Genomic DNA, 20,001 nt, shown 5'->3' with positions numbered 1-20,001 from the left:
ACCGGCGGAGCCACGGTGCCGCCTTCGGGAGGCGGGGTTTCCCCGGCCCCGCCTCCCGCCCGACCCCATGCCCCCACCGCACCCCCGTCCCCTTTTCCGCCCACGCCTTCCCCCGGGCGATACGCGTGCATTGGAGCCCGCGATGAGCGACATGATCACCGCGGACCTGGTCGACCTCGACCTGTCCGCCGACACCAAGGAAGCGGCGGCGCGCGCCCTCGCCGCGCGCATGGTGGCCCAGGGCCGGGTGACCGACCTGGAGGGCTTCCTCGCCGACGTGGCCGCCCGCGAGGCCCAGATGCCGACCGGTCTCGACGGCGGCATCGGCATCCCGCACTGTCGCAGCGCCCATGTCGTCGAGCCGACCCTCGCCTTCGGCCGTAGCGCCACCGGCATCGATTTCGGCGCCCCGGACGGTCCGGCCGACCTGATCTTCCTCATCGCGGCTCCCGCCGGCGCCGACGACGCCCACCTGACGATCCTGTCCTCCCTGGCCCGCCAGTTGATGAACACCGAGTTCACCTCGGCGCTGCGGGACGTGGGTGACGCGGGGACGGCGGCGGCGCTGATCCGCGGCGACGAGGCGCCGTCGACGTCGCGTGCGTCGACCGAGCCTTCGGGGGAGGGCGCGGAAGAAGTGGCCGGCTCGGACGCCGCGACGAGCGCCGAGAGCGCACACGGCGCTGCGGGCGCTGCTGCGGGCGCCGCGGGCGCCTCCCAAAACTCCGCTGCGACGCCGGTGGCGGCCTCCACCGGCGCCGCAGCGGGCACCACGGCAGCACAGGCGCAGGCACAGGGCGCGTCCGCCCCCGCGCAGGCGACCTCCGCAGGCGTCGGCTCCGGCGCGGAGTCAGGCTCCGACTCCGGTGTGCGCCCCTTCCGGATCGTCGCCGTCACCTCTTGCCCCACCGGCATCGCACACACCTACATGGCAGCCGAGTCCCTGGAGAACGCGGGCCGAGAGACCGGCGTCGAACTGGTCGTCGAGACGCAGGGCTCGGCCGGTTTCACCCGGCTCGACCCGGCGGTGATCGAGGCGGCGGACGGCGTGATCTTCGCGCACGACGTCCCGGTGCGGGACAAGGACCGCTTTGCGGGCAAGCCGACCGTGGACGTGGGTGTGAAGGCGGGCATCAACCGCCCCGCCGAACTCATCGGCGAAGTGCGCGAGAAGGCGGCGCGCGGTGAGGCGAGTGCGCCGGCGCCCGCAGCCGGTGCCACGCCGGTCGAGCGCGCGGGCGACTCCACCGAGGGCTACGGCACCAAGCTCCGCAAGTGGCTGATGTCCGGCGTCAGTTACATGGTCCCGTTCGTCGCCGCGGGCGGTCTCCTCATCGCCCTGGGCTTCGCGATCGGCGGATACAAGATCAACAAGGCGCCGTCGGTGATGGACCACTTCATGTGGACCCAGGCCGACAGCTGGGGCGCCCTGCTCTTCCAGATCGGCGGCGTGGCCTTCGGCTTCCTGGTCCCGGTCCTGGCCGGCTACATCGCCTACGGCATGGCCGACCGGCCCGGTCTGGTGCCCGGCTTCGTGGGCGGCGCGATCTCGCTGACCATCAATGCGGGCTTCCTCGGCGGTCTGGCGGCCGGTCTGATCGCCGGTGGCGTGGTGATGGCGATCCAGAAGGTGCGGATCCCCACGGCGTTGCGCGGCATCATGCCGGTGGTGGTGATCCCGCTGATCTCCTCGGCGATCGTCGGATTCCTGATGTTCGTGGTGATCGGCAAGCCCATCGCCAGCGCCCAGAAGGGACTCACCGACTGGCTGAACGGCCTCACCGGCACCAATGCCGTCCTGCTCGGCGCCCTCCTCGGCCTGATGATGTGCTTCGACCTGGGCGGTCCGGTCAACAAGGTCGCCTACACCTTCGCCACCGCCGGCATCGCGGTCTCCAACCCCAGCGACTCCGCCATGAAGATCATGGCCGCGGTGATGGCGGCCGGCATGGTCCCGCCGCTGGCGATGGCCCTGGCCACCACCGTACGCGGGAGGCTCTTCACCCAGACCGAGCGCGAGAACGGCAAGGCCGCCTGGGTCCTGGGTGCCTCCTTCATCTCGGAGGGCGCGATCCCGTTCGCCGCGGCGGACCCGCTGCGGGTCATCCCGTCGGCCATGGTGGGCGGCGCGCTCACCGGCGCCCTGTCCATGGCCTTCGGCGCCACCCTGCGCGCCCCGCACGGCGGCATCTTCGTGGTCCCGTTGATCGGCAACCCGTTCCTGTACCTGATCGCCATCGCGGCCGGCGTCTGCGCCACCACGGCCCTGGTCGTCGTCCTCAAGGGCATGCGCAAGCAGACCCCCGAGACCACGGCCGCCGACCCCGCCGCGAACGCGGCCAATCCGTCGAAGGAGCCCAAGCAGCCGGTGGCGGCCTGACCGCCCCACCAGCCGCACGGCACACCTCGTCCCGTCGGCCACCCGCCCCTTCCGCCTCTTGTCCCTTTAGTTCGCTGTGAGTTGTTCACGGCACCTGCGAGATACGTCACGGTCCGGGGCCAAAGTCCCGGACCGTGGTGTGTACTGGGATGCATGCCTGAGTACGTCGCGACTCTTCAGCTGATCGGCGTGGCCGTTCTCGCCGTGGCGGCCGTCGTCTGGACCGTCGTCCTGCTGCGCCTGCTGGGCCGCACCGGCCTGCGGGCACCCGTGCGGCGCACCACGACCGTTCTCCCGGCCCTGCCGCACCAGAACCGGGTCGGGCCTCCGCTCGAGTCCGTCGAGCTGACCCCCGCGGAACAGGACGCGTTCGCGGGCCTGGTGCGGCAACTCGCCAACGGCTGACGGAGGAAGGGCGCCCACAGCGCCCTGAAAGCCGGCGCACACCTCTCGCGCCGGGCATGCGCCCCCTGCTTTCGCGCCTGCTACCCCTGCCGCGCCGCGCGCCGCTCCATGGCATCCCGCGCCGCGTCCTCCGACATGTAGACCTCGCACATGTGCCGTCCGTCGGGCGTCGCCGTGTGCTCGACCTCCCACAAGGAGACCTCGCTCCCGTCCGGCAGCAGGAACGCGTGCTCGTACAGCGCGTAGCTCAGTCCCATGCGTCCGGCCCGCCCCGGACGCCCGAACGCCTGCGTGATCTCGTGCGCGGTCGCCGTTGCCAGCAGGGCCGCCGTCTCCGCGTCGGGCCGGTCCGGATTCTCCGCACGGCGCAGCAGCCGGCGCGCGTGGTCCGCCGATTCGTCGGAGGCGAACACGTGCCGGGGCTCGGGAATCGCCCACAGCCGCATCAGCGCGGGCAGCTCGAACTCCGGGGTGTCCGCCGGCATCCCGAGCCGCGCCGCGGCCGTCTGCAGCTCCTCCTCGTCGGCATACACCTCGTGCTCCGGGGCTTCGCCCGGCATGGGGTTGTGCACGAGTTCCCAGAGCGTGACCGCCGAGCCGTCGGCGAGCAGCCAGCTGTGCCGGTACGTCTCCCGGTGCAGCCCCGCGCTGTGGTACGCGGAGTGCAGCGAACTGTCGTACGCCAGGGCGCAGTCGAGCCGCCTTATCACCTCGTCCGGCAACTCGAAGGAGTTCAGGGCACGGCCGAGGAGTCGCGCGAGATGCTCCTCCGGAGACTCGGGCGACTCGGCTGGTTCGTACGCTGCTGTCTCGTACGGAACGCTCAAGGCTTCTCCCGGCGTTGCTGCATGTCACCTTGTGGGTGCATACCGTAGCCCCTCGGTCGGACATCATGTCCGGGAACCGAGAAAACGTACGCCGGGAAAACGCTCCGGCCGCGCGAGAAGTTCCCGCGCGGCCGTACATGGCGTCAAAAGATGCCGCTCAGACGGCACTTCCGGCGGTCCAGGCGCTCCACGACATGTTCCAGCCGTTGAGCCCGTTGTCCGGGGCGACCGTCGTGTCCGGGGAGTTCTTCACGATCACGACGTCCCCGATGAGCGAGTTGTCGTAGAACCACTTGGCCGAGGTGTCGCCCTGCGCCCCCTGCACGTCCGCGAGCCCGACGCAGCCGTGGCTGGTGCCCGCGCGACCGAAGGGCGGGTTGCCCTTGCTGTACCAGTAGTTGCCGTGGATGAACGTCCCCGAGGACGTCAGCCGCATCGCGTGCGGCACGTCCGGGATGTCGTACTCCCCGCCGAAGCCGACCGTCGAGCCGTTCATGCGGGTCTGCACGAACTTCTCGGAGATCACCATCTGCCCGTTGTACGTCGTGTGCTGCGCGCTGCCCGCCGAGATGGGCACCGTCTTGATCGTCTTGCCGTCCCGTACGACCGTCATCATCTGCGTGTTGGCGTCGACCGTGGAGACCTGCGCGCGCCCGACGGTGAAGGAGACGGTCTTCTTCTGCACCCCGTAGGCGCCGTTCGCACCCTGGACCCCGTCCAGGTCGATCTTCATGGTGACCTTGGATCCGGCCTTCCAGTACTCCTGCGGCCGGAAGTCCAGCCGCTGGTCCCCGAACCAGTGCCCGACCGCCTGCTGGCCGCTGCTGGAGTTCACCGTGATGTGCGACTGCACGGCCTTCTTGTCGGTGATCGCCTTGTCGAAGGTGAACGACACCGGCATGCCCACACCGACCGTGCTGCCGTCGTCCGGCGTGTAGGTGCCGATGAAGCTGTTCGCCGAGGTGACGGTGGTGAAGATGGAATTGGCCGCCGCGGTACGCCCGCTCGCGTCCTTCGCGGTCGCGTCGATCTCGTACTTCGTCCCGCGCTCCAGCTGCTGCTTCGGCTTCCAGCTGCTGCCGTCCGCCGATATCGTCCCGGCCACGGTCTGCCCGGACCCCGCCACGGTCATCTTCACGTCGGTCAGCTTCCCGCCGCTGACCTTCACACCGGTCGCGTTGATGGACGCACCGGTCGAACCGTCCTTCGCCGAGATCACGAGCTTCGCCGTCGACGTCTTGGGGGAGTCCTTGCTGCCCTTGTCGTTGCTGGCGTTGGCGCTGCCACCGCAGGCGGTCAGGGTGAGGGCGCCGACCATCAGGGCGGCACAGGCCCCCAGTGCGCGCCGCGCTGTAATGTCCGGCGATGTCACGGGCTGCTCCAGGTTCATGTGATGTGCGTGATCCGTTCCAGTGCGTGGAGAAAGAGTGCACCGGCGCCAGGGAAGGTTCCCTCCGGCTCCCGTGAACGCCATCACGTGACAGAACCGCGACAATTCAGCCCCGACAGACGCCCCGTGCCCGCCTCCTCGGTGTGCTCCTGCCCCATGTGACGAGGGGTTCCGGAGACCGGGGCGGAGTACGGACGGGCTGCGTGCAAGGGCGCAACCCGAACCCGCACCACTTCCTACCGCTTCCCGTACAACTCCTCGTACGACGGCCACACTCCGCCCGGCCCGTCGACCGACTCGGCAGCGCGCACACCCCGGACGATCGCGCGCGTCACGAGATCCGCGCCCGCGGCCAGGATGTCGTTGAGCGCCAGGGGATGTCCGTCGAGCGGGCGCGCTCCCGTCGCGAGCGCGAACACCGTGTCCCCGTCGTGCAGGAGATGCACCGGCCGTACGGCGCGCGCGATCCCGTCGTGTGCCGCCCCCGCCAGCTTCTGCGCCTGCGCCCTGGAGAGATCCGCGTCGGTCGCGACCACCGCCAGCGTCGTGTTGAGCGGAGGCGGCGCGTTCTCGGCGGCGGCTTCGTCGAGGCGCCGGCCCGCGGCTGCGACCACGTGCTCCTTCGGATACTCCATCCGCCCGTCCAGCAGCAACTCCCCGTACAGCGCGCCTGTTGCCGGATCCGCCACGGCTCCCGCAGCGTTCACGACCACCAGCGCGGCCACGGTGATCCCCGAGGCGAGCACCGTGCTCGCGGTGCCCACTCCGCCCTTCACCCGGCCCGCCACGGCGCCCGTGCCGGCCCCGACGCACCCCTGCGGCACCGGAGCGCCCGGCGAGGTCGCCGACGCGGCCTCCACCGCCGCGCGCCCCGTCGCCGCGTCGGGCCGCGCGCGGAAGTTCCCCCCGCGCCTCAGGTCGAAGACACACGCGGCGGGCACGACCGGCACGACGTGCGCCGGATCCGGTCCCACCCGCACTCCGCGGCCCTGCTCCTCCAGCCAGGCCATCACCCCGGACGCCGCGTCGAGCCCGTACGCGCTGCCACCGGTCAGCACGATCGCGTCGATTCGCTGCACCACATTGCGCGGGTCGAGCGCGTCGGTCTCCTTCGTGCCGGGCCCGCCGCCGCGCACCTCCACGGCCGCGACGGCGCCGCCCTCGGGAGCGAGAACGACCGTGGTGCCGGTGAGCCAGCCGTCCCCACGACGGGTGGCGTGCCCCACCCGCAGTCCGGTGACGTCCGTCAATGCGTCAACTGTCATGGGAGCAAGTGTGGCTCGCGCAGGCGCCCGAGGGCTCAGCCGGCCGACGCCGTGCCGCTCGTCGTACGCTCCCCGCGGGCCGTGCGCGCCGTCAGGGCCGTTCCGGTCGTCACCGCGGCCGCGGACACCAGCCCGGCCGCCGGCACCGCCCAGTGGCCGAGGAAGGTGCAGCAGATCACCAGCAGCGCCGTGACCGGCAGCACCAGCTGCTGAGTGATGCCGACCTTGAAGTGCCGTGAGTGCAGCGCCCAGACGGTCAGCAGATACAGCGCCGTGGGCAGCGTCACGGCCGCCGCGGCGGACAGCGCGGAGATGTGTGTCCTGCCGACCTCCTGTTCCACGGCCACCTCCAGGCCGGCGCCGATCGCTGCGGCCGAGGCGAAGATCAGGAAGTGGCCGTAGCCCCAGAGGAACGCCTCCCTGTTGGAGCGCAGGTGGCCGTGGATGGGCACCACGAAGTAGATCCACCATGCGGAGAAGACGATCAGCAGCCCGCCCGCAGCGGTCGGCAGCAACTCGCCCAGCGCGCTGTGCTCGTCCACGGCCGACTTCACGGCGACGGTCGCCGCGGAGATCGTCTCGCCGAGCACGATGATGGTGAACAGGCCGTACCGCTCGGCGATGTGATGCGGATGCCAGGAGGTCCCGGAGCCCTTCTCGGCGAAGAGCGGCACGCACATCTCTGCGACCGCCATCACGAGAAACACCCAGGGCCGGACCGGACCGGGCAGCACCACCAGCCCGAGCCAGCCGACCTGGCACAACAGCACGCCGCACGCGTAGCGCAGCGCCATGCTTCTCTCCGCGCCCGACGCCGACCCCGCGGCTCTCAGCCACTGCGCGGCCATTGCGAGGCGCATGATCACGTAGCCGAGCCAGACCATCAGGTAGTCGTGTTGCTGGAAGGCCCGGGAGACGCCGGCGGCCAGCACCAGGACGCCGGCGATCTGCACCAGGGTGACGACCCGGTAGAGCGCGTCGTCGTTGTCGTACGCCGAGGCGAACCAGGTGAAGTTCATCCAGGCCCACCAGATGGCGAAGAACAGCATGGCGTAGTTGAGGATGCCCGTGGCCCCGTGCCCTTCGGCGCCGGCATGCACCAGCTGCCCGCCCGCCTGTGCGATCGCCACGACGAAGCACAGGTCGAAGAAGAGCTCCAGCGGGGAGGAGACCCGGTGGGCCTCGTCGCGCCCGCGCGCGGTGAGCCGCCGCAGGAGTCCGGGGGGCTTGGATGCGCCCGAGGAGGCGGGCGCCGGAGCGGAACTCGACGTCATGCCTCCCAGGACAGCAGAAAACCGGGCCGAAATCTTGTGAACGCATTCACAAAGGAGGGAGGGCCCCAAGGGTCCTGAACTCCCACCGAAGCGCCAGGTCGGGACGTGCTTCTTCGGGCCGGGGATCTCTTCGCCGCCCGCGGCCTCCACGCAGTGCGGGCCGGCATCCTCACCCCTCGGCCTGGACGGCTCAGGCGCGAGGCCGGCCTGCGCCGGGGGCGAGCACTCCGCTCGGCCGCCGGGCGCGGGGCCGTACTCTTGAGGCATGAGCAGTGCCCCCGAACCCGAGCCCCGCGCCCCGAAGCCCGCGCTGGTCTTCGACGACCCGCTGGACCAGCAGTCCTCGGACGACACCGATCGCGGATGGGGCGAGCGCACGGAGGGGGACAGCACCGCCGACCTGAGGCGCTTCCTCGACGAGAAGCCGCCCCACCACCTCTGAGCCGTCCGCAGCAGCGCCGCTAGCGTGCGTCGTGCCCCGATCCGCGCTGCGCGACCAGCGCGTCGCGGATCTCCTTGAGCACTTCCAGCTCGGTCACCTCGACGACCTCCTTCGTGCCCTCCCGCGCGGCCTTCTGGGCCGCCTGGCGGGCCAGGTACCTGGCCATCGGCAGGACCATCAGGAAGTACACGACCGTCGCGGTGATCAGGAAGGTCAGCGTGGCACCGAGGACAGAGCCCCACAGGATCGGCACACCGCTCTTGACCGTGCCGTCCGCGGCCACCTGGCACGGGGACTTGAGACAGGAGCTGTAGTGATCCAGGTTCTGCGTACCGATCGCTCCGACCAGCGGGTTGATGACCCCCTTGACCACCGAGGTCACGATGTTCGTGAAGGCCGCGCCGATGACCACCGCGACTGCCAGATCGACGACGTTGCCGCGCATCAGGAAGGCCTTGAAGCCCTGCAGGACGCTCGGTTCCTTCTTCTCGCTCACCTCGGGGACTCTCCTCGCATGCACAGGTTGTGGAACGAAACGCTCCGCAACCTACGGCACCGTGAGGCCATTGTGTCCAATCCCGTCGCTCGATCGAGCGACTTGACAGCAAGTCGCCGAGAAAGCGTCCAAGTCGGTTCAGCACAGCGTCACCGCCAGGCGCGCCGTGGCGCTCGCGCCGACGAGCCGGGCCGCCGTGGCACGCGGCACCGACAGCACGACGAGTGCCCCACTCTCGCCCCCGCCGTCCACGGGCTCCGGCACCCCGGTCACCCGCACCCCGCGCGCGAGCACCCGCGCGACGCCCCCGGCCGACGCGTCCTCCGCGGCGATGACGTCGACGTGGTCGCCGGGCCGTAGGAGCCGGACGGTGGCCGCGTCGGCGATCCGCACCGGCGCCGTCACCACGTCCACCCCCGCGTGCCGTCGTACGGGTGCCGTGACCGGATGACCGCGGGCCCGCTCCGCACGATGCGGTTCGGTCGCCGCGCGCGGCCCCGCGGCGACGAGGGCGGCCGCGGTCACCGCGAGACCGGCCGCGATGGCCCGCCCGCGGTGCCGTACGAGCCGCTGCAGCTGGTAGCGCCCACCGCGCACCCACACCGGAGGGAACTGCGGGACCTCGCAGGTAGCGGGTGCATCCGTGCCCAGCGGACGCGGGAGCCGGATGGGAGGCGGGAACGGGGAGGTGCCGGGAGGCGGAGAGGGCGGGTGCGGGGGAGAAACGGGGGGAGGTGAGAACGGAGTCGGGGACGACGAGGACCAAGGCACGGGAAACCACCGCCTGCGACGAGGAGTTCGGCTTGCGATGTCACGATGAGACATCGCGCCGAATCCCGTCGGAGACGGTGGACGACGGACGGGTTGTGGACAAATCGGCCACCCGAACGGGGAATTCCGCCCGGTTGTCCACAGGTTCGGCCGTGAACCGGCAGGTGCTCTACGGGAGTTCGAAGCCCGGGTCCATCCCGCCGAGCGCGTTCACGCACAGGCAGTCCCGTGCCCCGGTCTCGGGCAGTGCCGCCACCGCGTCGAACAGCACGCCGCGCAGCCGGTCCACGTTGGCGGCGAACACCTGCAGCACCTCCTCGTGCGAGACGCCCTCGCCGGTCTCGGCGCCCGCGTCGAGGTCGGTGACCAGGGTCAGCGAGGTGTAGCACAGCTCCAGTTCGCGCGCGAGCGCCGCTTCGGGGTGACCCGTCATGCCGACGACGGACCAGCCCTGCGCCTGGTGCCACAACGATTCAGCACGGGTCGAGAAGCGCGGCCCCTCGATCACGACCAGAGTGCCGGCGTCCACCGGCTCCCAGTCCCGGCCTCGAGCCGCCTTCAGGGCGACGGCCCGTCCGGCGGGGCAGTAGGGGTCGGCCATGGAGACGTGCACGACGTTCGGCACGGTGCCGTCGGGCAGCGGCAGTCCGTCGAAGTACGTCTGCGCCCTGGACTTCGTGCGGTCCACCAGCTGATCCGGCACGAGCAGGGTGCCGGGGCCGTACTCGGGACGCAGCCCGCCCACCGCGCACGGGCCGAGGACCTGCCGGACACCGAGGGAACGCAGCGCCCACAGATTGGCGCGGTAGTTGATGCGGTGCGGCGGAAGGTGGTGGCCGCGGCCGTGCCGGGGCAGGAAGGCGACCCGTCGGCCGGCGATCTCGCCGAGGAAGAGGGAGTCGCTGGGCGGCCCGTAAGGGGTGTCCACCTGGACCTCGGTCACTTCGTCGAGGAACGAGTAGAAGCCCGAGCCGCCGATTACGCCGATCTCTGCGTTCGCCATGACCAGCACACTAGCTGGCGGCGCAAGGGCGGGGGAGCCGGTGCCCGCAAGCGCCGAAAACCCTGCCGTCGTGCGACGGCAGGGCCCGATGCGTGAGGTGTCAGGCGGCGGAGCTGCTGGCGGAGCCCGACGACGAGGACGAGGAGGACGACGAGGACGGCTTCGAGTCGGTCGAAGACGTGCTGGACGAGGAGCCGGACGACTTCGACGCCGGGCTGCTGCTCGACGTGGAGCCGCGGGAGTCGTTGCGGTAGAACCCGGAGCCCTTGAAGACGATGCCGACCGCGGAGAACACCTTCTTCAGGCGGCCACCGCAGTTGGGGCACTCGGTCAGGGCGTCATCGGTGAACTTCTGCACCGCCTCAAGGCCATCGCCGCACTCGGTGCACTGGTACTGGTAGGTCGGCACTGTCTTCCTCCTGGCACTCTCACTCAATGAGTGCTAACGACGGTCCATAGTGACGTATTCCCGGGGATCAGTCCACCGTCACCGGCACGCGGTGACCGACGCCACGTGCGACGGTCAGGTTCCGCTGCCGCGCGACGAGGCGCGATCGCAGGGCCACCAGGGTCACCAGCGCGAGCACGGTGCCGACCGCCGGGACCAGGAATCCCGCGCCGTCCCACAGCCGGTCCTCGAGCTGGCCGGCGACGGTGACGGCGGCCGCCTGCCCGAGCGCGACCGCACCGGTCAGCCAGGTGAAGGCCTCGGTTCGGCTGCCGGCCGGGACCAGGCCCTCGACCAGCGTGTAGCCGGTGATCAGTGCCGGCGCGATGCACATGCCGACCAGCAGGCCGAGCCCGGCGAGCAGCAGCACCGAATGCGCCGTCCACAGGGCGGACGCGACGACAGCGAGCGCCGTGTAGCCGACGACCAGGCGGCGCTGGGGAGCGACCTTCCAGGCGATCGCGCCGCAGACGATGCCCGAGAGCATGTTTCCGGCGGCGAAGACGCCGTACAGGACGCCGTTCAGGCCGGGCTCACCGATCGACTCGGTGAACGCCGCCAGCGACACCTGCATGCCGCCGAAGACGGACCCGATGCCCAGGAACGTCACGACCAGCACACGCACGCCCGGCACGCGCAGTGCGGAATCGTGCTTCACGCGCGCGTGGGCGCCCCCGGCGGTCACCGGCGGCTGCGTGCCCTTCTGCGCGGCGAACAGCAGACCACCCACGAGGGTCAGCGCGCCCTCCGTGACCAGGCCCGCCGCCGGGGTCACGGCGGTGCACAGCGCGGTGGCCAGCAGAGGGCCGAAGACGAAGGTCAGCTCGTCCGTGACCGACTCGAACGCCGCCGCGGTGGTCATCAGGGGCGAACCCTGCAGCTTCACGCCCCAGCGTGCCCGCACCATGGGGCCCACCTGCGGCACCGAGGCGCCCGTCGGTACGGCTGCCAGGAAGAGCGCCCACAGTGGGGCGTGCGCCAGCGCGAGCGCCGTCAGGGACAGGCCCGACAGTGTGTGCACCAGAATGCCGGGGACCAGCACGGCGCGCTGGCCGTAGCGGTCGGCGAGACGGCCGCTGTACGGCGCGAACAGCGCCATCGAGACACCGGTCGCGGCTGCCGCGGCGCCCGCGGCGCCGTACGAGCCGGTCGTGTGCTGCACGAGCAGCACGATGGAGATGGTGAGCATCGCGAACGGCTGGCGCGCGGCGAAACCGGGTAGCAGGAACGTCCAGGCGCCGCGGGTGCGCAGCAGCTGTCCGTATCCGGGGCGGGACGGCGCCGGCGGGTTCTCCGCCGACTCGGTGGTGACCGTGGACTCCACGGCCCGTGCCTTTCTTCCGCCTGGTAGCGCGCCCGTGCGGGGGCACCGAGAGCTGTCCTCTTGCGCGGAACTGCGGTAGATACCGGTGCCATTGCGGAGGGCGTTCCGGCCGCCATACGGTCGCGCCAGCTCTGCATCAGACAGAGTTGGTTCGATCTGGTGCCTTCATGTTACAGGGGTCAAAGGCTTGTGCACCTGTGAAAACGAGCACGGTCGGCGAGGTTCACCTGTGATTGGCATAGGTGCGAATCGTGTGAAACCCACCTGTAACGCATGCTTTCCCAGCTCATCGCGTGGCGCCCGCTCCGTTCGTGCCCAGCCAGCCCGCCAGCTTGCCGCCGTGGGCGACCGCGCGCAGGCGCCGCTCGGCCGCGTCGCGCACCGGATCGGTTGCGACGACTAGCAGCTCGTCGCCCCGGCGCAGCACCGTCGTAGGCAGCGGAACGAACGATTCTGCGTCGCGCACGACGAGGGTGACGGCGGCGCCGGCCGGCAGCCGCAGCTCGTTGACCTCCACGCCGTGCATCCGGGATCCCTCGGGGATCGAGACGGAGAGCAGGTGCCCGCGCAGCCGCTCCAGGGGCGCCGACTCGATGCCGAGGTCGGAGGCCTCGCCCTCCTCGCCGAGGCGCAGTGTGCGCGCGACCCAGGGCAGGGTCGGCCCCTGGACCAGGGTGTAGACCACGACCAGCACGAAGACGATGTTGAAGATGCGGCGGCTGCCGTCGACGCCGTTCACCATCGGGATGGTCGCCAGGATGATGGGCACGGCACCTCGCAGTCCGGCCCACGACATGAGCGTCTGCTCCTGCCAACGCACGCGGAACGGCGCGAGGCTGAGGACCACGCTCAGCGGGCGGGCCACCATGGTCAGGACCAGCCCGATCACCAGGGCGGGCCAGACGTCGTCGCCCAGCTCGTGCGGGGTGACCAGCAGGCCGAGCAGGACGAACATGCCGATCTGGGCGATCCAGCCGAGCCCCTCGGCGAAGCCGCGGGTGGCGGGCCAGTGCGGCAGCTTGGCATTGCCGAGCACCATCGAGGCCAGGTAGACGGCGAGGAATCCGCTGCCGTGGCCCAGGGCGCCGGCGGCGTACGCCGTCACGGCGATGGCCAGGACGGCGATCGGGTAGAGGCCGGAGGCGGGCAGCGCCACGTGCTTGAGCCCCCAGGAGCCGAACCAGCCCACCGCGAGCCCTATGACGGCGCCCACCGCCAGCTCCAGGAGAATCTCGGCCAGCAGGACGTACCAGTGCTCGACGGGTCCGGCCGTGCAGAAGGCGACGACCAGGATGACCACCGGGGCGTCGTTGAAGCCGGACTCCGCCTCCAGCGTGCCCGTCACGCGCGCGGGGAGGGGAATTCTCCGCAGGACCGAGAAGACCGCGGCCGCGTCCGTCGACGACACCACCGCGCCGACGATGAGCGCCTGCCGCCACTCCAGTCCGACCAGGTAGTGCGCGCCCGCGGCGGTGACGCCCACGCTGATGGCGACTCCGGCGGTCGCCAGGACGGAGGCCGACGCCAGGACCGGCCGGACCTCCTTCCACTTCGTGCCGAGACCGCCCTCGGCAAGGATCACGACCAGGGCCGCGTACCCCATGACCTGGGTCATCGCGGCGCTGCTGAAGTGGATGTGCCCGATGCCGTCCTGGCCCATGAGGACGCCGATCCCCAGGTACACGAGCAGGCTGGGGAGCCCGCTGCGGGAGGAGATCCGCACGGCCGCGACGGCGACGAGCAGGACCAGGGAGCAGACGAGCAGGAGCTGGTTGAGGTGGTGAACAGTCAGCGGCGGTTCCCTTCCTTGGCTCGCGCGCGGGGCGCGCGAGCGCACGTACACAAGACCCGAGGCTGCGGCGCACCGCACCCAAGTACTTCGTTACCTTACCTAACTCTTGACGCTTTCTTGACGCTCGCCGGGGGAAGATCGAACGCCCGTACACGCTGGTTCCCCACTCCGCGTCAAGTGGGACAGGGCCCTACGCCTATGGTTGCTCCAGCGCTCATTCAAAGTCACAGCCCGACCTGCCGCTCGCGTTAGGACAGCAAGGACAGCGATGCCCCCGAACACCACCGCCACAACGGGTGACAAGCCCGCCAAGTCCGGCAGGAAGAAGGGGCGCAGAGCCCGACTCATCGTGCTGGTACTGGTCCTGGCCATCGTCGGAGGCATTGCCTACGGGGCGTACTGGTCGATCAGCACGGTTCGCGCCTCCTTCCCGCAGACCACAGGATCGATCACGCTCCAGGGACTGTCCGGACCGGTCGACGTCAAGCGCGACGGCAACGGCATCCCGCAGATCTACGCGTCCTCCGACGAGGACCTGTTCATGGCGCAGGGCTATGTCCAGGCACAGGACCGGTTCTACGAGATGGACGTGCGCCGGCACATGACCTCCGGGCGCCTGTCCGAGATGTTCGGCAAGGGGCAGGTCAAGAACGACGAGTTCCTGCGCACGCTCGGCTGGGACCGGATCGCCAAGCAGGAGTACGACACCAAGCTGTCGGCCTCCACGAAGCAGTACCTCCAGGCGTATTCCAAGGGTGTCAACGCCTACATCCAGGGCAAGGACGGCAAGGACATCTCCCTGGAGTACGCGGCGCTGAACTTCACCAACGACTACACGCCACAGCCGTGGACCCCGGTCGACTCCATCTCCTGGCTGAAGGCGATGGCCTGGGACCTGCGCGGCAACATGCAGGACGAGATCGACCGCGCCCTGATGACCAGCCGCCTCGGGCCGCAGCAGATCCAGGACCTGTACCCGGAGTACCCCTACAGCCGTAACAAGCCGATCGTGCAGGAAGGCCAGTACAACCAGCTGACCAAGACCTTCCAGCAGAGCGGCTCCTCGGGCACCTCCCAGAGCGGCGGCACGACGGGGGTGACCGGCACGTCCGGTACGACCGGCGGCACCACGGGCGCCACGGGTACCTCCGGCGGCGCGACGGGCACGACCGGCTCCTCCACCTCGACCGCGTCGGGGTCGTCGCTCACGAGCCAGCTGGGGGGCCTCTACAACGTCCTGGACAACGTCCCGACCGCCGTCGGCGTGAACGGCCAGGGGATCGGCTCCAACTCCTGGGTCGTCTCCGGGCAGTACACCATCACCGGCAAGCCGCTGCTCGCCAACGATCCGCACCTTTCGGCGTCCCTGCCGTCCGTCTGGTACCAGATGGGCCTGCACTGCCGAACCGTCTCCAGCAAGTGCCAGTACGACGTCACCGGGTACACCTTTGCCGGCATGCCCGGTGTGATCATCGGCCACAACGCCGACATCGCCTGGGGCATGACCAACTCCGGGGTCGACGTCACCGACCTCTACCTGGAGAAGGTGACCGCGAACGGCTACCTGTACGACGGCAAGGTCCGGCCCTTCAAGACCCGCGAGGAGACCATCAACGTCGCCGGCGGCTCGGCCAAGACGATCGTCGTCCGTCAGACCCAGGACGGGATGCCGCTGCTGTCCGACCGTGACGACGAACTGGTCCAGGTCGGCAAGAGGGCCACGGTCAACACCGCCGCGCCCGACCGCGGTGACGGCTACGGCATCGCCCTGAGGTGGACCGCGCTCGACCCGGGCACCTCCATGGACGCCATCTTCGCCCTCGACAAGGCCGCGAACTGGAGCGAGTTCCGGCAGGCGGCCGCCCGGTTCGACGTGCCCTCGCAGAACCTGGTCTACGCCGACACGGACAACAACATCGGCTACACGCTGCCCGGCAAGATCCCCACGCGCTCCTCGGCGGACGACGGCTCCATCCCGGCGCCGGGATGGGATTCGAAGTACCGCTGGACCGGCTTCATCAAGCAGGGCGAACTGCCCTACGAGTTCAACCCCAAGCGCGGCTACATCGTCACCGCCAACCAGGCCGTGGTCGACAAGAGCAAGTACCCCTACACGCTCACCACCGACTGGGGCTACGGCACGCGCAGCCAGCGCATCACCGACCTGATCGAGTCCAAGATCAAGGACGGCGGCAAGATCTCCACCGACGACATGCGGCAGATGCAGCTGGACAACAGCAGCGAGATCGCCAAGCTCCTGGTGCCCAGGCTGCTGAAGATCAACCTCGACGACAAGAACGTGCGTCAGGCGCAGAAGCTGCTGGAGGGCTGGGACTACACCCAGGACTCCGACTCCGCGGCGGCGGCGTACTTCAACTCCGTGTGGCGCAACATCCTCAAGCTCGCCTTCGGCAACAAGCTCCCCAAGGAGCTGCGCGTCCAGGGGCAGTGCCTGTGGGTCAGCAAGATCGACAGCACCGGTCCGGTGGACGACGACACCAAGGTGCGCGAGTGCGGCGAGCGCGACGCCGACCAGGCGCAGCCGGACGGCGGCGACCGCTGGTTCGAGGTCGTGCGCAACCTGATGGACAAGCCGGACAGCGACTGGTGGAAGACGCCCAAGTCGGGCACCCGCCCCGCCGCGAACAACATGGACCAGCTCTTCGCCCGCGCCATGATCGACGCCCGCTGGGAGCTGACCGCCAAGCTCGGCAAGGACATCGACACCTGGAGCTGGGGCCGGCTGCACCGCCTGTTCCTCAAGAACCAGACGCTCGGCACCGACGGGCCCCAGGTCCTCCAGTACATCCTCAACCGCGGCCCCTGGAAGCTCAGCGGCGGCGAGGCCACGGTCAACGCGACCGGCTGGAACGCCGCGGGCGGCTATGGCGTCGTCTGGGTGCCGTCGATGCGGATGGTCGTCAACCTCGCCGACTTCGACAAGTCCAAGTGGATCAACCTGACCGGTGCCTCCGGGCACGCCTTCAGCGCGCACTACACGGACCAGACGAGCCTGTGGGCCAAGGGTGAACTGCTGCCCTGGTCGTTCTCGGGCAAGGCGGTCGACAGCAGCACGAGCGACACGCTCACGCTCAAGCCGTGAGCACCTGACGGCACGGACCCGAAACGGCCCTCCACGCGCACGCGTGGAGGGCCGTTTTCCGTCGGGGGGCTTGGCGCGCGGTGTTGGCCGGCGCGGCGGGGTGTGCGGGCGCCGCGTCAGGCGCTCGGGAAACGGCGCGCGCCGGAGGGAGTCACCACCGCGTGCACCGGCTTGTCGTGCGCCTCCACCGGGACGTGCGCGACGACCTCCGTGTCGTACAGCAGCACCACGAGCCGAGGGTGTGCGCCTGCCCGCTCCAGACGGGCCAGCACACGGTCGTACGACCCTCCGCCACGCCCCAGGCGCATCCCGCGCGCGTCCACCGCGAGCCCGGGCAGAAGGACCACGTCGGCGGAGGTCACGGCGTCCGGGCCGAGGCGCGCGCTCCTGGGCTCGAAAAGTGCCATTTTCCCGCTGTGTTGGACCCGCGCGAGGGAGTTCGGGCCGGTGTACTCGCCCCAGTCCAGGTCGTTGTCGGGCAGGAGGGCGGGGAGCAGGACCCGTGTGCCCCGCGCGCGCAGCGCGTCCAGCAGCGCCCGCGTGCCCGGCTCGCTCCCCACGGAGACGTACGCCGCCACCGTGCGCGCCCCCGCCAGCTCGGGCAGCTCCAGGGCGCGCTCCGCCAGCGCGCGGCCCGATGCGTCGATGTCATCGGCAGGCAACCTGTTCCTCACCGCGAGGAACTCCCGCCGCAACGTTCGCTTGTCAGGCTCGCTCGTGCGTCCGTTGTGTTCCACTGGTCGTTCTCGCGCCCTTCTCGATTGTTCAATCCAGTCATAAAGGGCCAACCAACCGGAGCTACAGATTCTCCACAAAGGCACCGGTTATGGTGGCGGGCATGACTCAGTCGCACCCCAGGATCAGCAAGGCTGTCATTCCCGCGGCAGGCCTCGGTACCCGGTTCCTGCCGGCCACCAAGGCCACTCCCAAGGAGATGCTGCCGGTCGTCGACAAGCCCGCGATCCAGTACGTGGTCGAGGAGGCCGTGGCGGCGGGGCTCGACGACGTACTCATGGTCACCGGGCGCAACAAGCGGCCCCTCGAGGACCACTTCGACCGCAATTACGAGCTGGAGTCGGCGCTCGAGAAGAAGGGCGACGAGAAGCGGCTCGCGAAGGTGCGGGAGTCCAGCGATCTGGCGACCATGCACTACGTGCGCCAGGGCGACCCCAGGGGCCTCGGTCACGCCGTTCTGTGCGCCGCCCCGCACGTGGGTCACGAGCCCTTCGCGGTCCTTCTCGGTGACGACCTGATCGACCCGCGTGACTCGCTGCTCCAGCGCATGATCGAGATCCAGGAGCGGCACGGCGGCAGTGTGATCGCCCTGATGGAGGTCGCGCCCGAGCAGATCCACCTCTACGGCTGCGCGGCCGTGGAGGCGACGGCAGACGGCGACGTCGTGCGCGTGACCGGACTGGTCGAGAAGCCGGACCCGGCGGACGCCCCGTCGAACTACGCGGTCATCGGCCGCTACGTTCTCGACCCGCACATCTTCGACATACTTCGCCAGACCGAGCCGGGCCGCGGTGGCGAGATCCAGCTCACCGACGCCCTCCAGCAGCTCGCGCAGGACGAGAAGGTCGGCGGTCCGGTGCACGGCGTCGTCTTCAAGGGCCGTCGCTACGACACCGGTGACCGTGGCGACTATCTGCGTGCCATTGTCAGGCTCGCGTGCGAACGTGAAGACCTGGGCCCGGACTTCCGGGCCTGGCTTCGCAGTTACGTAGCCGAGGAGATGCAGCAATCTTGAGCAGCGCCGCGACCCGCCCTACCGGCCCGGACGACCTGTGGTCGGTGGACGAGCACCTGGAGGACATCCTCTCGACCGTCCGCCCTCTCGAGCCGATCGAGCTGCAACTGCTCGACGCCCAGGGCTGTGTCCTGGTCGAGGACGTCACGGTGCCGGTGTCCCTGCCGCCGTTCGACAACAGCTCCATGGACGGGTACGCGGTCCGGGTCGCGGACGTCGAGGGCGCCGGCGAGGAGTTCCCGGCCGTCCTGGACGTCGTCGGTGATGTCGCGGCGGGCACGGCCGACCTGGTCCACGTCGGACCCGGGCAGGCCGCCCGGATCATGACCGGCGCCCCGCTGCCGCCCGGCGCCGAGGCCGTCGTGCCCGTCGAGTGGACCGACGGCGGGCTCGGCGAGGGCCCGGTGAGCGGAATGCGGGCGCGCAGCCTGGCCCCCGAGGGCGCCGAGGGACAGGTGCGCGTGCACCGCCCCGTCGAGGCACGCGCGCACGTGCGCGACAAGGGCAGCGACGTGAAAGCCGGTGACCGCGCCCTGGAGGCCGGCACGATCCTCGGCCCGCCGCAGATCGCGCTGCTCGCCGCGATCGGCCGCGGCACGGTACGCGTGCGCCCGCGCCCGCGCGTGGTCGTCCTGTCCACCGGCAGCGAACTCGTCCAGCCCGGCGAGGAACTGGCCGGTGGCCAGATCTACGACTCCAACAGCTTCGCCCTCACCGCCGCCGCGCGGGACGCCGGTGCCATCGCCTACCGGGTGGGCGCCGTCGCGGACGACACCGACACCCTGCGCTCGGCCATCGAGGACCAGCTCGTCCGCGCCGACCTGCTGGTGACCACGGGCGGGGTGAGTGTCGGGGCGTACGACGTGGTCAAGGAGGCGCTGTCGTACGCAGGCGACGAGGACGAGGCGGGCGGCGGCGTGGAGTTCCGCAAGCTTGCCATGCAGCCCGGCAAGCCCCAGGGTTTCGGCTCCATCGGTCCCGATCACACGCCTCTCCTGGCCCTGCCCGGCAACCCGGTGTCGTCGTACGTCTCCTTCGAGCTGTTCGTCCGCCCAGCCATCCGTACACTGATGGGCCTCACGGACGTCCACCGGCCCCGCACCCGGGCCCGTCTGGAGGCGGACAAGGCGCTGCGCTCGCCCAAGGGGCGCCGGCAGTTCCTGCGGGGCGCGTACGCAGACGGCGAGGTGACCCTCGTGGGCGGCACCGGCTCGCACCTGATCGCGGCGCTGGCGCACGCCGACGCGCTGATCGTCGTCCCCGAGGACGTGGAGTCCGTCGAGCCCGGCGCCGAGGTCGAGGTCGTACTGCTCGGCTGAGGCACGCGCGCG

Annotated in this window: 17 protein-coding genes; 6 read left to right on the top strand and 11 right to left on the bottom strand. The window is 70.4% G+C overall.

The annotated features are described in order from the left end of the window. Positions 1 to 142 precede the first annotated feature (142 nt). Both GQF42_RS19780 and GQF42_RS19775 read left to right on the top strand, forming a co-directional pair. The gene (locus tag GQF42_RS19780) at positions 143 to 2,380 is read left to right on the top strand and encodes a PTS fructose transporter subunit IIABC (RefSeq protein ID WP_158921735.1); all 2,238 of its coding nucleotides are present in this window, start codon (positions 143 to 145) and stop codon (positions 2,378 to 2,380) included. Positions 2,381 to 2,533: 153 nt separating this feature from the next. Continuing rightward, positions 2,534 to 2,785: a hypothetical protein gene (locus GQF42_RS19775; RefSeq protein WP_158921733.1), complete on the top strand. Its 252-nt coding sequence runs from the start codon at positions 2,534 to 2,536 to the stop codon at positions 2,783 to 2,785. An 80-nt stretch (positions 2,786 to 2,865) separates the two neighbouring features. Here GQF42_RS19775 and GQF42_RS19770 read toward each other — a convergent pair whose 3' ends face one another. The 4 genes from GQF42_RS19770 to GQF42_RS19755 form a co-directional block, all read right to left on the bottom strand. Further along, positions 2,866 to 3,612 carry a DUF6227 family protein gene (locus tag GQF42_RS19770; RefSeq protein ID WP_158921731.1) on the bottom strand — a complete coding sequence of 249 codons (747 nt, stop codon included), beginning with the start codon at positions 3,610 to 3,612 and terminating at the stop codon, positions 2,866 to 2,868. Positions 3,613 to 3,769: 157 nt separating this feature from the next. After that, positions 3,770 to 5,002: a L,D-transpeptidase gene (locus GQF42_RS19765; protein WP_199272730.1), complete on the bottom strand. Its 1,233-nt coding sequence runs from the start codon at positions 5,000 to 5,002 to the stop codon at positions 3,770 to 3,772. Positions 5,003 to 5,238: 236 nt separating this feature from the next. Continuing rightward, on the bottom strand, positions 5,239 to 6,267 hold the full coding sequence (locus GQF42_RS19760; RefSeq protein ID WP_158921729.1) for a P1 family peptidase: 1,029 nt from the start codon (positions 6,265 to 6,267) through the stop codon (positions 5,239 to 5,241). A gap of 35 nt (positions 6,268 to 6,302) precedes the next feature. Continuing rightward, positions 6,303 to 7,541: a low temperature requirement protein A gene (locus GQF42_RS19755; RefSeq protein ID WP_158921727.1), complete on the bottom strand. Its 1,239-nt coding sequence runs from the start codon at positions 7,539 to 7,541 to the stop codon at positions 6,303 to 6,305. 265 nt (positions 7,542 to 7,806) lie between these two features. Here GQF42_RS19755 and GQF42_RS19750 point away from each other — a divergent pair, with 265 nt between their 5' ends. Beyond that, complete coding sequence (locus GQF42_RS19750) at positions 7,807 to 7,983, top strand: hypothetical protein (protein WP_158921725.1); 177 nt, start codon at positions 7,807 to 7,809, stop codon at positions 7,981 to 7,983. 19 nt (positions 7,984 to 8,002) lie between these two features. Here GQF42_RS19750 and mscL read toward each other — a convergent pair whose 3' ends face one another. From mscL to GQF42_RS19715, 6 genes are all read right to left on the bottom strand, one after another. After that, entirely contained in the window at positions 8,003 to 8,479 is a 477-nt protein-coding gene (mscL, locus tag GQF42_RS19745; protein ID WP_158921723.1) for a large conductance mechanosensitive channel protein MscL, read from the bottom strand. A 138-nt stretch (positions 8,480 to 8,617) separates the two neighbouring features. Next, the gene (locus GQF42_RS19740; protein WP_233273389.1) at positions 8,618 to 9,304 is read right to left on the bottom strand and encodes a CpaB family protein; all 687 of its coding nucleotides are present in this window, start codon (positions 9,302 to 9,304) and stop codon (positions 8,618 to 8,620) included. Between the two features lie 115 nt (positions 9,305 to 9,419). After that, positions 9,420 to 10,253 (bottom strand): S-methyl-5'-thioadenosine phosphorylase, encoded by an 834-nt coding sequence (locus tag GQF42_RS19735; protein WP_158921721.1) that lies wholly within the window; start codon positions 10,251 to 10,253, stop codon positions 9,420 to 9,422. Positions 10,254 to 10,353: 100 nt separating this feature from the next. Continuing rightward, the gene (locus tag GQF42_RS19730) at positions 10,354 to 10,662 is read right to left on the bottom strand and encodes an FmdB family zinc ribbon protein (protein WP_158921719.1); all 309 of its coding nucleotides are present in this window, start codon (positions 10,660 to 10,662) and stop codon (positions 10,354 to 10,356) included. Between the two features lie 67 nt (positions 10,663 to 10,729). Then, entirely contained in the window at positions 10,730 to 12,025 is a 1,296-nt protein-coding gene (locus tag GQF42_RS19725; protein WP_158921717.1) for an MFS transporter, read from the bottom strand. 286 nt (positions 12,026 to 12,311) lie between these two features. Continuing rightward, the gene (locus tag GQF42_RS19715; protein ID WP_199272729.1) at positions 12,312 to 13,868 is read right to left on the bottom strand and encodes a potassium/proton antiporter; all 1,557 of its coding nucleotides are present in this window, start codon (positions 13,866 to 13,868) and stop codon (positions 12,312 to 12,314) included. Between the two features lie 217 nt (positions 13,869 to 14,085). On the opposite strand from GQF42_RS19715, the gene GQF42_RS19710 reads away from it, so the two are divergent. Next, positions 14,086 to 16,920, top strand: a complete 2,835-nt coding sequence (locus GQF42_RS19710) for a penicillin acylase family protein (protein ID WP_158921715.1) — start codon at positions 14,086 to 14,088, stop codon at positions 16,918 to 16,920. Between the two features lie 116 nt (positions 16,921 to 17,036). On the opposite strand, the gene GQF42_RS19705 is transcribed toward GQF42_RS19710, so the two are convergent. Continuing rightward, positions 17,037 to 17,657, bottom strand: coding sequence for a 5-formyltetrahydrofolate cyclo-ligase (locus tag GQF42_RS19705; RefSeq protein ID WP_158921713.1), 621 nt, complete (start codon positions 17,655 to 17,657; stop codon positions 17,037 to 17,039). Positions 17,658 to 17,758: 101 nt separating this feature from the next. Between GQF42_RS19705 and galU the strand changes: the two genes are divergently transcribed. Together galU and glp are read left to right on the top strand one after the other, a co-directional pair. Beyond that, positions 17,759 to 18,670, top strand: a complete 912-nt coding sequence (gene galU / locus GQF42_RS19700) for a UTP--glucose-1-phosphate uridylyltransferase GalU (protein ID WP_158921711.1) — start codon at positions 17,759 to 17,761, stop codon at positions 18,668 to 18,670. Continuing rightward, positions 18,667 to 19,989 carry a molybdotransferase-like divisome protein Glp gene (glp, locus tag GQF42_RS19695; RefSeq protein WP_158921709.1) on the top strand — a complete coding sequence of 441 codons (1,323 nt, stop codon included), beginning with the start codon at positions 18,667 to 18,669 and terminating at the stop codon, positions 19,987 to 19,989. The genes galU and glp overlap by 4 nt, the downstream gene beginning before the upstream one ends. Positions 19,990 to 20,001 lie beyond the last annotated feature (12 nt).

It is taken from the genome of Streptomyces broussonetiae (assembly GCF_009796285.1).
GTDB lineage: Bacteria > Actinomycetota > Actinomycetes > Streptomycetales > Streptomycetaceae > Streptomyces > Streptomyces broussonetiae.
This window is presented reverse-complemented; position numbering and strand designations above follow the sequence as displayed.

Excerpts from the sequence above, each read along its gene's own strand:
- galU (WP_158921711.1), top strand. The coding sequence starts at position 17,759 with ATGACTCAGTCGCACCCCAGGATCAGCAAGGCTGTCATTCCCGCGGCA.
- GQF42_RS19750 (WP_158921725.1), top strand. The coding sequence starts at position 7,807 with ATGAGCAGTGCCCCCGAACCCGAGCCCCGCGCCCCGAAGCCCGCGCTG.
- GQF42_RS19775 (WP_158921733.1), top strand. The coding sequence starts at position 2,534 with ATGCCTGAGTACGTCGCGACTCTTCAGCTGATCGGCGTGGCCGTTCTC.
- GQF42_RS19765 (WP_199272730.1), bottom strand. The coding sequence starts at position 5,002 with ATGAACCTGGAGCAGCCCGTGACATCGCCGGACATTACAGCGCGGCGC.
- GQF42_RS19735 (WP_158921721.1), bottom strand. The coding sequence starts at position 10,253 with ATGGCGAACGCAGAGATCGGCGTAATCGGCGGCTCGGGCTTCTACTCG.
- GQF42_RS19740 (WP_233273389.1), bottom strand. The coding sequence starts at position 9,304 with ATGTCTCATCGTGACATCGCAAGCCGAACTCCTCGTCGCAGGCGGTGG.
- GQF42_RS19780 (WP_158921735.1), top strand. The coding sequence starts at position 143 with ATGAGCGACATGATCACCGCGGACCTGGTCGACCTCGACCTGTCCGCC.
- GQF42_RS19710 (WP_158921715.1), top strand. The coding sequence starts at position 14,086 with ATGCCCCCGAACACCACCGCCACAACGGGTGACAAGCCCGCCAAGTCC.
- GQF42_RS19760 (WP_158921729.1), bottom strand. The coding sequence starts at position 6,267 with ATGACAGTTGACGCATTGACGGACGTCACCGGACTGCGGGTGGGGCAC.
- GQF42_RS19755 (WP_158921727.1), bottom strand. The coding sequence starts at position 7,541 with ATGACGTCGAGTTCCGCTCCGGCGCCCGCCTCCTCGGGCGCATCCAAG.